This is a genomic window from Mycobacterium asiaticum (assembly GCF_001668675.1).
In the GTDB taxonomy this organism is placed as follows: Bacteria; Actinomycetota; Actinomycetes; order Mycobacteriales; family Mycobacteriaceae; genus Mycobacterium; species Mycobacterium asiaticum_D.
In genome coordinates this window covers 15165-28294 of record NZ_LZKQ01000079.1, presented here as the reverse complement: position 1 = coordinate 28294, position 13130 = coordinate 15165, and the positions used below count along the sequence as shown (strand labels likewise).

Below are 13130 nucleotides of genomic sequence, written 5' to 3'. Positions count from 1 at the left end.
GAACTCTAGCGTGACGCTCGGGGCCGACAGCCACGCTGGCGTGACGCTCGGCGTAAGGACGGGTGACGCTCGGCGTAAGGACAGGCGGGACGGGGGCGCTCAGGACCCGCGCAGCGTCTCGATCGACGACACCAGCGCCTGTGACTCGTCGGGCCGCATGCCGATATCGGCGAAAACCTGCTCGTTGAGCGTGACGGTCGCGTCCTCCACCGTCGAGCGGCCCAACTCGGTGATCTGCACCAGCGTGGTCCGGCCGTCGGTGGGATGCGGCACCCGCTGCACCAGGCCGTCAGCCTCGAGCCGGCGGATCGCATGGGTGACGCTGGTGACGTGCACTTGCAACCGGTCCGATGCCTTGGTGATCGGCAGGGCACCGGTGCGGCTGAAAGCCAGCAGCCGCAGCAACTCGTACCGGGAGAAGCTCAAATCGTAAGGCCGCAGGGCGTTCTCGACGCGCGCCAGCAGAATCTGGTGGGCACGCATCACCGACGTCACCGCCACCATGCCCTGCGAAACATCGCCCCAGCCGGCCCGCTCCCAGTTATCCCGCGCGGCAGCGATCGGATCGCGCTTGGGGGAATCGGTCACGCACCTATTAAAGCGAACGTTCCAGCAGCACCTTGCCACTGTCAGCCGCGACCACCTGCACCGAAGCGATCTGGTCGATCGGGGTGGCGATGCTGCCGGCCGGGTTCGCGGTATGGCCGGGTGCGGCCACCCAGGTCGCCAGCCGGGTTTGGCTGCCGTCGCGTCCCACCACCACCATGGCCAGGGTGTCGTGGTGCGCATCCGGTGGGGCCAGGCAGAAGCACTGCATATGGATGAACGTCCCCCAGTGCTGACGGGTGACCGAAACCGTCGACGTCAGCAGTTGAGTGCCGACCTGAGCCATCGGTTGCGCCGACGCGGTTCCCGGGTGCGAATGCAGCGACACATCACCCTGCACGCCCACCAGCACACCGAGGCCCAGCACGACGGCCGCCGCGGCCCCGGCCACCCACGCCGTCACCCGGGTGCGGCGGCGCCGCCAGCGCACCGTCTGCAGCAACGACGGCAGCAGACGCGGCGAGATCTCCGGTCCACGGCCGGACTCGTCGATCGCTGCGACATCTTCCCGGCTCAATTGCGAGAGCAGGGCCGGCACGCCGCTCAGTTCGGCGACCGCCGCTCGGCACGACGGGCACTCCGCCATATGTGCTTCGAATTCACGCCGCTCGAGGGACGACAGCGAACCCAGCACATACGCGGCATCCCAGGTCGCGTAATGGTGCGTCCTCACGTCATTCATGTCCTGTCACCTCGTGACTCCAAGTTCTTGCAGGGTCAGGCGCAGCGCCCGCACTGCGTAGTGCAGGCGCGACTTCACGGTCCCCTCCGCGATCCCCAAGTCGTTGGCTATCTGTGTGGTGGTCCAGCCACGGTAGTAGGACCGCTCGATCACGGCACGGTGTTCGGCGGAAAGTTGCGTCATCGCATCGGCGATCAGCAGCCGGTCCAGGGCCGCGTTCACCTCGTCCGGGCTGGAATGCTCCGGAACATTCGTGTCGTCGATCGATCCGGCGGTGTTGCGATACCGCGCGCTGCGCCGGTCGTCGATGATCAGGTTACGGGCCACAGTGAACAACCAGGCCCGCGCCGAGCGCTCCGTGTCGCTGACGACCTCCGGATGTTGCCAGGCCCGTACCAACGTCTCTTGCACGACGTCCTCAGCGTGGCTGGCATCACCCCCGGTCAGCCGCAACGCGTAACGCCACAAAACCCCGGCATGCTCGTCGTAGAGCGCCTTCATCAGGGCGGCTTCAGCCGCCTCGGTGTCACCCAAGCGAGCCACCCGATCACCTCCTGCCCTACAGCACGAAGCGAATGAGCAGCTGGTTCAAACCGTGAGGATGCGCGGACCGTCCTCGGTTACCGCAACCGTATGCTCCCAATGCGCGGCGCGCGACCCATCGGCCGTGGTCACCGTCCATTCGTCGTCGAGAACGACCGTCTTGCCCGTCCCTAACGTCAGCATCGGTTCGATGGCCAGCACCGACCCGGCCGCCAGCAGCGGACCCCGCCCGGGCGAACCCTCGTTGGGCAGGAACGGGTCCATGTGCATCTGCCGCCCGATGCCGTGCCCGCCGTACCCCTCGACGATCCCGAACGCGCGGTCGTAGCGAACTTCAGCGGCACGCGTGCCCGTTTCGATGGCGTGGGCTACGTCGGTCAACCGGTTGCCGATGATCATCGCCGCGATTCCGGCTTCCAGCGACTCCCTGGTCGCTTCGGACAGTGCCGCATCGGCCGGGATGAGATCGCCGATGCCGAACGTGACGGCGGCGTCGCCATGCCAGCCGTCCAGCACCGCGCCGCAGTCGATGGACACCAGGTCACCGGGCACCAGAACCTCGGCGGCCGACGGAATGCCGTGCACCACACGGTCATTCACCGAACTACAGATCGATGCCGGGTAGCCGTGATAGCCCAGGAACGACGGGGTCGCGCCGGATTCGCGGATCACCGACTCGGCGATTTCGTCGAGGGCCAGCGTGGAGACCCCGGCGACCGCGGCGGTCCGCACGGCTTGCAGGGCCGCGGCGACGACGGAACCCGCCGCGGCCATCACATCCAGCTCTCCGGCAGTGCGCTGCGGCACGACTCTGCGGCTCCGCAGCCGTGCCAGCGCACCCACGGTTACTTGCCCAGAGCTTGCAATGCGCGGGCGAACACCTCATCCAGTGTGCCGACGGCGTCGACGGTCTTGAGCTCGTCGCGGTAGTAGTCCAGCAGCGGCGCGGTCTCGTCGCGGTAGACCTTCATCCGGTTGTGAATGACCTCTTCGGTGTCATCCGCGCGGCCACGGCCCTTCAGCCGCTCCAGCAACTCCTCCTCCGACACCCGGAACTCCACCACCGCATCAATGTCGGTGCCGCGGCGCTGCAGCATTTCGTGCAGCGCCTTGGCCTGCTCGACCGAGCGGGGGTAGCCGTCCAGAATAAAGCCGTTGGCGGCGTCCGGATCGTCGAGTCGGTCGTCGACGAGCTCGTTGGTCAGCTCGGACGGCACCAGGTCACCGGCATCCAGATACCGCTTGGCCTCGAGGCCGAGCTTGGTGCCCTCCTGGATATTGCTGCGGAACAGCTCACCGGTGGAGATCTGCGGGATCCCCAACTTCTCGGCCAGCTTCTGCGCCTGCGTGCCCTTGCCGGCCCCCGGCGGCCCAAGCAATACCACTCTCACTTGAGGAACCCTTCATAGTTGCGCTGCATGAGCTGACTCTCGATCTGTTTGACCGTATCCAATCCGACGCCGATCATGATCAAAACCGCGGTACCCCCGAAGGGTAGATTCTGGATGCCGCCGCTGTTGCCCATCTGCAAAAACACGTTCGGCAGCACCGAGATGACACCGAGGTAGATCGACCCGGGCAGAGTGATTCGGCTCAGTACATGGCGCAGGTAATCGGCGGTGGGGCGACCGGGGCGAATACCGGGAATGAAGCCGCCGAACTTCTTCATCTCGTCGGCGCGCTCGTCGGGATTGAAGGTGATCGACACGTAGAAGTACGTGAAAAAGATGATCAGCCCGAAATAGATCGCGACGTAGACCGGATTGCTCGGGTCCGAAAGGTAACTGCCGACGAATTTGTCCCACCAACTGTGGCCGCCACCGCCGCTACCGCTTCGCACCAGCTGGGTGATCAGATTCGGAATGTAGATCAACGACGACGCGAAAATCACCGGGATGACGCCGGCCTGGTTGACCTTGAGCGGCAGATACGTCGACGTACCGCCATACATCCGCCGGCCGACCATGCGCTTGGCGTACTGCACCGGGATTCGGCGCTGCCCCTGCTCGACGAACACCACACCGACGATGATCACCAGCGCGGCCGCGCACACCGCGGCAAAGATCATCCCCCCGCGGCTCTGCAGGATCTGATTGCCCTCAGCGGGAATGCGGGCGGCGATGCCCACGAAGATCAGCAGCGACATGCCGTTGCCGATGCCGCGTTCGGTGATCAGCTCTCCCATCCACATAACCAGGGCGGCACCGGCCGTCATCACCAGCACAATGACGATCTCGGAGAAGATGGTCTGGTTCGACAGAATGTCCAGCGAGCAGCCCTGCAGCAGCCCGCCGTTGGCGGCGAGCGCGACGATGCTGGTGGCCTGCAACACCGCCAGCGCGATCGCCAGATAACGCGTGTACTGCGTCATCTTGGCCTGACCGGCCTGGCCCTCTTTACGTAGCTCTTCGAAGCGCGGGATCACCACGGTGAGCAGCTGCACGATGATGCTCGCGGTGATGTAAGGCATCACACCCACCGCGAACACCGTGAGCTTGAGCAGGGCGCCGCCCGAGAACAGGTTGATCAGCGAGTAGATCTGTCCGGCCTGGCCGCCGCTGGCCTCTTTGATGCACTGCTGCACGTTGGGGAAATTGACGCCCGGCGACGGCAGCGTGGCCCCCACGCGATAGAGCACGACGATGCCCAGTGTGAAAAGGATCTTCCGTCTCAGGTCCACTGTTCGCAGCGATGAGATGAAAGCCGAAAGCACTCTTCCTCCTGCGCAGCCGAACTCTGGTCGCGGCATGCCAACCGGTTCGGCCGGCTGGGTCCATTTTCTGATCAGTCCTGGGTTCACCCCGCGTCACGTGCCCAACACCCAGCAGGCCAGGACGTACGCCGTCGCGCGTCAAACCGTGTACGAGACTAACAGCTGGTACGCAGGGGCCCTGCCAGGGTGGGGCGTACAGTCTTGATAGCTCGTTATATTTGCTAAATAACAGAACTGGTTTCCGGGAGCACATCGATGACCCAGATAGGCAGCGCTAGGTACGAGGGCGACACGTGGGATTTGGCGTCCAGCGTCGGGTTGACGGCCACCATGGTCGCCGCGGCCCGCGCGGTGGCCGCCCGCGACAGCCAGGGCGCGGGAGCGGTCGCCTCGGACAACTTCGCCGAGCCGCTGGTCCGCGCGGTCGGCGTCGACTTCTTCTCCCGGCTGGCCAGCGGCGAGCTGGATCTGGCCGATCTGGACGCGGAAACGGCCACCGGCACCAGGCATTTCGCCAACGCCATGGCCATCCGGACCAGGTTCTTCGACGACTTCTTCGCCCAGGCGACCGCCGCAGGCATCCGGCAGGCCGTGATCCTGGCGGCGGGGCTGGATTCCCGCGCCTACCGGCTGCCCTGGCCGTCGGGCACCACGGTGTTCGAGGTGGACCAGCCGCAGGTCATCGAGTTCAAGACCGCGACGCTGTCCCAGCTGGGCGCCGAGCCGACCGCGAACCGACGCACGGTGGCCGTCGACCTGCGCGACGACTGGCCCGCCGCACTGCGCGACGCCGGGTTCGACCCCACCCAGCGCACCGCTTGGATCGCCGAAGGTCTGCTGGGCTACCTGCCGGCCGAGGCCCAGGACCGGCTGCTCGACCAGGTCACCGCGCTGAGCGTGCCCGGCAGCCGGTTCGCCACCGAGGGCCTGCTGGACATCAACGAGCTCAACAAGGACGAGTTGCGCAACCGCATGCAGCGGCAGAACGACCGCTGGCGCAGCCACGGCCTCGATTTCGACATGGCCGCGCTGGTGTATTTCGACGACCGCACGGACGCCGGAACATACCTGGCCGCGCACAGCTGGCAGACCGCCAGCGCGCGCAACGCGGAGCTGTTCGCCCAACACGGGCTGGTGCCGGCCGAGGGCGACGACGCCCCGTTCGGCGAGGTGGTTTATCTGAGTGCAGAGCGGTTGTGAAGGAGCGCAAGCCATGACCTCGTTTGAGTCACAACGATCCTCCGGAGACACCTGGGATTTGGCGTCCAGCGTGGGGGCCACCGCGACGATGGTGGCCGCCGCCCGCGCGGTTGCCTCCGAACAGGACAACCCGATCATCAACGACGCGTTCGCGGCGCCGCTGGTGCGGGCGGTCGGTCTGGACTTCTTCACCCGCCTGGTCAACGGCCAGGTGCCCGAGGTCACCAGTGACGAGGGCCGCGCACGGGAGCTGCGCCTGATGGCCGACTCGATGGCGATCCGCACCCGCTTCTTCGACGACTTCTTCCTCGACGCCACCCGGGCCGGCGTCGGCCAGGCCGTGATCCTGGCGGCCGGGCTGGACGCGCGCAGCTATCGGTTGTCCTGGCCGCGCGGCACCGTGGTCTACGAAGTCGACCAGCCCAAGGTGATCGAATTCAAGAATTCCGCCATGTCGGCGCTGGGCGCCTCCCCGTCGGCACACCGCAAGGCGGTCAGCATCGACCTGCGCGACGACTGGCCGGCGGCGTTGCGGCGCAGCGGATTCGACCCGTCGCGGGCCACGGCGTGGAGCGCCGAGGGGCTGCTGATGTACCTGCCACCGGACGCCCAGGACCGGCTCTTCGACAACATCACCGCACTCAGCGGGCCCGGCAGCAGGCTGGCCACCGAGTTCCACCCCGACTCGGACGTCCCGATGTCACAGCGCGCCCAGGAGTTCAGCGATCGCTGGGCCAACCTGGGTTGCGACATCGACTTCTCGGGTCTGTTCTACGACGGCGAACGCAGCAACGTCATCGACTACCTCAGCAGCAAGGGCTGGCAGGTCAGCACCCGGCCGCGGCGCGAGTTGTACGCCGACTACGGCTGCGACTTCCCGGACGGCGACGAGCTGGGCCAGCTGCGCAACATCGTCACCATCACCGCTATCCGGGATTAGCGGCCGGGGCACGGACCACCATCGGCACCGCCGGGAAGGCCCACGCCATCTCGGAGCGGGACTTGCGCAGCGCCGCGGTGCCGTAGCCCTTCTTGCGGTGGTCGGGGTGGATCCAGATCCGGACGTTCACCTCGCCGTTCAGCAGTTCGCCAAACACCATGCCGACCTTCTCCCCGGAGTCGACGGCCACGAACCAGGCGGCTTCCTCGTCGTGCAAACGCTTGAGCGCCTTCCTGATTTCGTCGTCGATGTCGCCGGCCGGCGCGCCCGACCCGTCGCCGGCCGCTTTGATCTCGTCGGTGCGGGCGATGAAGATGTCGCGGTCCTCGACCGCGGAGAAGGAACGCAGTTCGAGCGTCTCCCCCGAGCTCGCGGGACGCTCGTTGAGGTTGAAGCTGAGGTGCTTGTTGAGATCGTCGAGCTCGGCGAGGATCTTGGCGCGGGCGTCCTGAGTGAGTTGATCGAACGACATGCTCATGACGGCTTCGGCCGCCAGATGAGAGGTGCCGAGCAGCTTGACGATCGCCTCGACCGCGGCGGGCTTGTTCTTGGCCTCCACTATCGCGTCGGCGACCTCATGCCGACGCTCCAACGCGGCAAGCAAGGCATCTGCGATCTCTCGACGGGCGGCGTTCTGGTCGTGGTCAGTCATTGCATAAGCCTAGAACCACACCCCTTGCTTGTCGCTACGCCAATCTCGATCCGCTGAGTTCGAGAAACCGCCGATAACGGTCCTTGACGGGACCCACCCACTCGGGACGGGGCTCGACGACGCGCTGCACCGACGCCCACCGCGCCGCGTCGGCAATGGTGGATTCCAGCCCGAGCGCCATCCGGCCCAGGAACGCCGCCCCCAGCGCCGCGCCTTCTGCTACCGCGGACAGCTCGACCGGCCGGGCGGTGACGTCGGCGATGGCCTGCATCCACGGCTGAACCCGGGTGCCGCCGCCGGACGCGACGATGCGCCGCACCGGCGCACCGCTCAACTCCAGAATTTGCCGGACGACGAAGGCGGACGCTTCGTAGGCGGCCCGTCGCAGTGCAGCGGCATCATGGGTGAGGTCCGCTCCGTCCAGCACCGCACGGCGATCCGGATCGTGGAACGGGGTCCGCTCGCCGCGAACGTAGGGCAACCACACCGGTACGCGCCGCGGGTCAGCCGTCATCGGATCAGACTGCGCGACAACGCGATCCACCCAGCCCAGGAACATCCCGCCGGCGTTGCTGGCCCCGCCGATCTGACTCTTGCCCGCGGCGGAGTGAGGAATCGTCCATAATCCCGGCACCTGCCTCGGTGCGGAGATCGTCGTCCACACGATCAGTGTGGTGCCGCACAACACGAGCACATCGCCGTCCTGATCGGCGCCAGCCACGATTTGCTCGCAGAGGGCGTCGATCGCCCCGGTCGCGAGCATCGCACCCGAGCCGCGCACCTGCCCGATCGGTGTGCCGAAGGTTTCGACGCGCGGCATCTGTTCGACACTGGCGCCGCAGTCGGCGCAGGCCGCGGCGTTCCACCCGGTCCCGTCGAACAACGGCAGGGAGGTGATGGCGGTGGCGAAGTCGATCACCGGTTCCCCCGCCAACGCGTGATTGGCGACGGCGGGCGCCGACCAGTACCCGGCCGCACCGGGCGCCTCCGCGGCCGTCCAGCGCAGGAACTCGGCCGCCTCACCCACCGCCGGTAGTGGTTGGGTAGCTGCCTCGGGCACCCGGCCCCGCACATCGCCGTAGAGCAGCCCCGGCGTCAATGCATGCCCGTCCGAATCGACGGCGGTCAACGAGGGCACCATGGACGACACGGCGACCGCCCTAACCTTTGTGGCCGCAGGCAGGTTCAGCCCTTCGAGCGCGGCCGCCGGACCACGTCGCCAGGCTTCGTCGGCGTCGTGCTCGAGCCGGTCGGGAGCCGGCACCCGGAGCTGGTGCGGAATCCGTGCCCGCGCATGTACGCGACCGTCCTCGTCGGCCGCGACCGCCTTGGCCGCGGTGGTGCCGACGTCGATGCCGATTGTGACGTCTGCGCGTGACACGGGCGCAACGGTACGCCAGCATTGGCATTCGTGACGTCTCGACCACGCGCCCTGGTGACCGCCCCGCTGCGCGGACCGGGCTTTGCCAAGCTTCGGCAGTTGGCCGATGTGATCTATGACCCCTGGATAACCGAGTTCGATCGGACGCCGCTGCGCATCTACACCGCCGATCAACTGGCCGAGCGGATTACCGCTGAAGGCGCCGATATCGTTGTGGTGGAGAGTGATTCGGTGAAAGGCCCGGTGTTCGAGCTGGGGCTGCGGGCCATTGCGTCCACCCGCGGCGATCCGAACAACGTCGACATCCCGGGTGCCACCGCGGCCGGCATCCCCGTACTGAACACACCCGCGCGCAACGCCGACGCGGTCGCGGAAATGACGGTGGCACTGTTGCTGGCCGCCACCCGCGGTCTGCTCCGAGCGGACGCGGATGTGCGCGCCGGCAACATGTTTCGGGACGGCACCATTCCGTATCAGCGCTTCCGGAGTTGGGAGATCGCCGGCCTCACCGCCGGCCTGGTTGGCCTCGGCGCGGTGGGCCGGGCCACGGCGTGGCGATTGTCCGGATTGGGCCTGCGGGTCATCGCCCACGACCCTTACAACGACGAGGCCTCCTACGGTCTGGCCGAGTTGCTCGACGAGGCCGATGTCGTCTCGCTGCACGCGCCCGTCACCGACGAGACCATCGGGATGATCGGCGCCGAGCAGTTCGCCGCCATGCGGGACGGCGTGGTTTTCCTCAACACCGCACGAGCCCAGCTGCACGACACCGACGCGCTCGTCGAGGCATTGTGCAGCGGCAAGGTGGCCGCGGCCGGTCTGGACCACTTCGCCGGCGAATGGCTGCCCACCGACCACCCCCTGACCGGGATGGCCAACGTGGTCCTGACGCCACACATCGGCGGAGCGACGTGGAACACTGAAGCCCGGCAGGCACAGATGGTTGCCGACGACTTGGCGGCGTTGCTGTCTGGTGAGACGCCCGCCCATGTCGTCAACCCGGAGGTGCTGGGCTCGTGAAGTTTGTGGACAACGCCGAACACTCGGTGCTGGCGGCGGCCAAGGACATGCTGCGCCGTGGTCTGGTCGAAGGCACCGCCGGCAACATCTCGGCGCGGCGCTCGGACGGCAACCTGGTGATCACCCCGTCATCGGTCGACTATGCCGACATGGAGCTGGACGACCTCGTGCTGGTCGACCCGGAAGGCACTGTGCTGCAAGCCAAGGACGGTCGCATGCCGTCGACGGAGATGCAGTTGCACCTGGCGTGCTATCACGCCTTCGACGACATCGCCAGCGTCATCCACAGCCACCCCATCTGGGCCACCATGTTCGCGGTGGCGCATCAACCGATCCCCGCGTGCATCGACGAGTTCGCGGTGTACTGCGGCGGTGACGTGCGGTGCGCCGAATACGCCGCCTCCGGCACACCCGATGTCGGCACGAACGCGGTCAAGGCGCTGGACAGTCGCGGCGCAGCGTTGATCGCCAACCACGGGCTGGTGGCGGTCGGTCCGCGACCGGACAAAGCGTTGCATATCACCGCGCTGGTCGAACGCACCGCGCAAATTGCCTGGGGCGCAAGGGCACTCGGCGGTCCGGTGCCGGTGCCTGAGGAGGTCAACCGCAACTTCGCGGGTGTGTACACCTACCTGCGCGCCAACTGATCCGCGCCAGCTCGCCGAGCGTGAACCTCACGACGCGACACGCCGGTGTGCCGTCGCCAAATCCACACTCGGTCTCTGTCTCGAGCTGAGCGGGTGGTAGTTGAGCGCGGGCGGGCCGTGCAGCTCGCCGACAGTGCATTTCGCGAGGCGACACGCCGGTGCCGCGTCGCCGAATTCACAGTCGATGTTCGGCTTTGATGAATTCCGCGGCGCGTTCACCGATGACGACACAGGGTGCCATGGTGTTGGCGACGGTGATGCGCGGGAGGATGGACGCGTCGGCGACGCGCAGCCCTTCGACGCCGTAGACCTTGAGGTGTCCGTCGACCACGGACATGGAATCGCGGCCCATCTTCGCCGTACCGCATTCGTGCCAGTAGGTGGTGACCGCGTTGCGCAGATAGGTCTCCAATTCCGCTCCCGCGAGGTTACCCGGCATGACTTCGCGCGCGACGAATGGTCGAAGCTCGCGGGAGTTGCCAATCTCGCGGAGCGTTTCAACGCAGGCGATCGCGGATTTCAGGTCCTCGGGCTCCGATAATGCGTTGGCTTCGATCCGAATGGGATCTGCCGGGTCACCGCCGGACAACCAAATACGGCCCCGGCTCTTGGGGTGGGTGGGTGAACCGAACAAGGTCCAACCGTTCTGCGGCAGAACGAATTTCGCGGCGTTCTCAACCGTGGCCTTCGGAAAGGCCCCGGAACATGCGAACAAGTCCGGTCCCCCGAGCTCGGCGGCCCCGGAGTCCCAGAACAATGCCGATCCCACCTGAACGCTGCCCGGTATGGCCTCGGGAAATTCCCACACGCAGTCGAAACCGAAGTGGTCCTGAAGATTGCGCCCGACCCCGGGGAGATTTTGACGGACGACGTCGACCCCGACGCGACGCAACTCGTCCGCTTCGCCGATGCCGGATTGCATCAGCACCTTGGGCGTGTGAATGGCACCAAGCGACAACACGACCTCGGCTGCCGCGGCCACCCGATGGATCTCGCCGGCGTGGACCACCTCGACACCGGTGGCCCGGTTGCCCTCGAAGATCACGCGGGTGACCAAGGCGTGCGGTACGACAGTCAGGTTTGGCTGGTGCTGATGCGGAGCGGCGTACGTCTGAAAGACCGATATGCGCTTGTCGTCCCGCCAGCGCAGGTCGGTGATGGCAGCACCGCGTGCCTCCTCCATCAGGCGGCCGTTGGCACTCTGGTAAGTGGGAATCCCCAGTGCGCGGGCCGCTTCCAACGTCACCGCTCCGAGGGGATGCGCGTCGGGCGCGGGCTGGACGAACACCGGCCCGCCCCGGCCTCGATGATCGGGCTCACCGCTACCCTGCCAATCCTCGATCCGGCGGTACAGCTCGAGGGTCGACTCGTAACCCCAGGCCGGCTCGCCGGACTCGGCAGCGTAGTGATCCCAGTCGTCGCGGTGTCCCCGCGCCCAGATCATCAGGTTGATGCTCGACCCACCGCCGAGCACTTTGCCCATCGAGAACGGGATAGTCCGTCCGTGCAACCGCGGGTCCGGATCGGAGGTGAAACCCCAATCGCGTTCGCTACCAAGGTTGGCCGGCCATTGCCTCGCGTCGGTCACGCTGGGGACGTCGTCGTCGCCGCCGGCCTCCAACAGCAAGACCTTGATGTCGGGGTTCTCGGCCAGCCGACCGGCGACCACCGATCCCGACGAACCAGCGCCGCAAACGATTACGTCGTATCGCGGCTCAAAAGCGGTATTCACGATCTTCTCCTGACTGATTCGGACAAAAGTTGGCTGGGTTCACGCTCAAACCTCATTCGGCACCTTTGGTGCCGTCGAACAGCCAGATGTCTGGGCCGTCCGCCGACGCGAACTGCGGTGGCACTTCGCGACGAGCAGCGCGGCCGAATTCGCCGACCGTCGTGCAGGTTCGCACCTCCCACCCGTGCGATGCGAGCCAATCTCCGGGCTTCTGGGCCAGCGGATCGCTAGGGAATTCCCACGTCAGGAGGTCCCAGACCGCCCGGTCCTTTTCGTTCAGCAATTCGTAGTTGACGTCCTCGAAGTTCCATTGGGCAGTGAAATACTCACTGATGAAATGGCTTCCGACGGCTGACACCGCTGAGACGCGGTCGAGCAGTCGGTCGGCCTCCGCCTGGGTGAAGTACATCAGCAGCCCCTCGGCGATCCAGAGCGTTTGTTGATCCGGTCGAAATCCGGCGGCGATCAGTGGGTCCGCGATCTCCTCACGAAGATCGGCCGCTAGCGGGACTCGATGACAGTGGGGAATAAGACTGTGCTGCAGCAGGACTTGCTCTTTGAACGCCAGCACCGATGCCTGGTCGAGCTCGAATACTCGGGCTTCCCCGGGCAGGCCCAACCGAAATGCACGACCGTCGAATCCCGCGCCCAAGAGCACAATCTGTCGGCACCCCGCGTCGATCGCATTCAGCACACGGTTGTCGTAAAAGACCGTGCGGTGTGCGAAATAGAAACTGAACAAGTTCCACAGACTCGACGAACCATCATCGGTTGCCGGTCCCAGGCGCGGTAATTGTTCATCGGTTGCAGACCCGATCCCGTACACGGTCGTAATGACCGCCGCGGCAAGCGGATCGTCGAACATCCGGTCTTTCCGCAGCGACTCATGCGCGCGGCAGTACGCAGTCATCAGACCCGTCCACCCCACCCCAGTCGGAACTTCCTTCACATTAATTGCGCTTCCTTCGGATAGTTGATATCGGACAGAGTGGGAGCACCAACTTGAACCCGGGT

General features: G+C 66.2%; 14 protein-coding genes. 4 read left to right on the top strand and 10 right to left on the bottom strand.

What is annotated here, in order from left to right; all coding sequences use genetic code 11:
• Positions 1 to 99: 99 nt before the first annotated feature.
• From A9X01_RS07725 to secY, 6 genes are read right to left on the bottom strand one after another with little or no spacing between them, the layout of a single operon-like run.
• Positions 100 to 588 (bottom strand): MarR family winged helix-turn-helix transcriptional regulator, encoded by a 489-nt coding sequence (locus A9X01_RS07725; protein ID WP_065120183.1) that lies wholly within the window; start codon positions 586 to 588, stop codon positions 100 to 102.
• A 7-nt stretch (positions 589 to 595) separates the two neighbouring features.
• Complete coding sequence (locus A9X01_RS07720; protein WP_065120182.1) at positions 596 to 1288, bottom strand: anti-sigma factor family protein; 693 nt, start codon at positions 1286 to 1288, stop codon at positions 596 to 598.
• Positions 1289 to 1294: 6 nt separating this feature from the next.
• Entirely contained in the window at positions 1295 to 1831 is a 537-nt protein-coding gene (locus A9X01_RS07715; protein WP_081282255.1) for a sigma-70 family RNA polymerase sigma factor, read from the bottom strand.
• Positions 1832 to 1876: 45 nt separating this feature from the next.
• A complete protein-coding gene (gene map, locus A9X01_RS07710) occupies positions 1877 to 2674 on the bottom strand; it encodes a type I methionyl aminopeptidase (protein ID WP_065120181.1) in 798 nt (265 codons plus the stop codon).
• 2 nt (positions 2675 to 2676) lie between these two features.
• Positions 2677 to 3222, bottom strand: coding sequence for an adenylate kinase (locus tag A9X01_RS07705; protein WP_065035092.1), 546 nt, complete (start codon positions 3220 to 3222; stop codon positions 2677 to 2679).
• Complete coding sequence (gene secY, locus A9X01_RS07700) at positions 3219 to 4544, bottom strand: preprotein translocase subunit SecY (RefSeq protein ID WP_065120180.1); 1326 nt, start codon at positions 4542 to 4544, stop codon at positions 3219 to 3221. Before secY ends, A9X01_RS07705 begins: the two co-directional genes overlap by 4 nt.
• Before the next feature lie 264 nt (positions 4545 to 4808).
• Here secY and A9X01_RS07695 point away from each other — a divergent pair, with 264 nt between their 5' ends.
• Both A9X01_RS07695 and A9X01_RS07690 read left to right on the top strand, forming a co-directional pair.
• Entirely contained in the window at positions 4809 to 5744 is a 936-nt protein-coding gene (locus A9X01_RS07695; protein ID WP_065120186.1) for a class I SAM-dependent methyltransferase, read from the top strand.
• 13 nt (positions 5745 to 5757) lie between these two features.
• On the top strand, positions 5758 to 6684 hold the full coding sequence (locus A9X01_RS07690; protein WP_065120179.1) for a class I SAM-dependent methyltransferase: 927 nt from the start codon (positions 5758 to 5760) through the stop codon (positions 6682 to 6684).
• On the opposite strand, the gene A9X01_RS07685 is transcribed toward A9X01_RS07690, so the two are convergent.
• Both A9X01_RS07685 and A9X01_RS07680 read right to left on the bottom strand, forming a co-directional pair.
• The gene (locus A9X01_RS07685; RefSeq protein WP_065120178.1) at positions 6671 to 7336 is read right to left on the bottom strand and encodes a GNAT family N-acetyltransferase; all 666 of its coding nucleotides are present in this window, start codon (positions 7334 to 7336) and stop codon (positions 6671 to 6673) included. The genes A9X01_RS07690 and A9X01_RS07685 overlap by 14 nt on opposite strands.
• A gap of 34 nt (positions 7337 to 7370) precedes the next feature.
• Entirely contained in the window at positions 7371 to 8717 is a 1347-nt protein-coding gene (locus A9X01_RS07680; protein ID WP_065120177.1) for a xylulokinase, read from the bottom strand.
• A 30-nt stretch (positions 8718 to 8747) separates the two neighbouring features.
• On the opposite strand from A9X01_RS07680, the gene A9X01_RS07675 reads away from it, so the two are divergent.
• Positions 8748 to 9737 carry an NAD(P)-dependent oxidoreductase gene (locus tag A9X01_RS07675; RefSeq protein WP_065120176.1) on the top strand — a complete coding sequence of 330 codons (990 nt, stop codon included), beginning with the start codon at positions 8748 to 8750 and terminating at the stop codon, positions 9735 to 9737.
• Entirely contained in the window at positions 9734 to 10384 is a 651-nt protein-coding gene (locus A9X01_RS07670) for an L-fuculose-phosphate aldolase (protein ID WP_065120175.1), read from the top strand. Before A9X01_RS07675 ends, A9X01_RS07670 begins: the two co-directional genes overlap by 4 nt.
• Positions 10385 to 10559: 175 nt before the next feature.
• Here A9X01_RS07670 and A9X01_RS07665 read toward each other — a convergent pair whose 3' ends face one another.
• A complete protein-coding gene (locus A9X01_RS07665; protein WP_436405244.1) occupies positions 10560 to 12119 on the bottom strand; it encodes a GMC family oxidoreductase in 1560 nt (519 codons plus the stop codon).
• Between the two features lie 49 nt (positions 12120 to 12168).
• Entirely contained in the window at positions 12169 to 13026 is an 858-nt protein-coding gene (locus tag A9X01_RS07660) for an SAM-dependent methyltransferase (protein ID WP_301336924.1), read from the bottom strand.
• Positions 13027 to 13130 lie beyond the last annotated feature (104 nt).

Excerpts from the sequence above, each read along its gene's own strand:
- A9X01_RS07685 (WP_065120178.1), bottom strand. The coding sequence starts at position 7,336 with ATGACTGACCACGACCAGAACGCCGCCCGTCGAGAGATCGCAGATGCC.
- A9X01_RS07720 (WP_065120182.1), bottom strand. The coding sequence starts at position 1,288 with ATGAATGACGTGAGGACGCACCATTACGCGACCTGGGATGCCGCGTAT.
- A9X01_RS07690 (WP_065120179.1), top strand. The coding sequence starts at position 5,758 with ATGACCTCGTTTGAGTCACAACGATCCTCCGGAGACACCTGGGATTTG.
- A9X01_RS07660 (WP_301336924.1), bottom strand. The coding sequence starts at position 13,026 with ATGACTGCGTACTGCCGCGCGCATGAGTCGCTGCGGAAAGACCGGATG.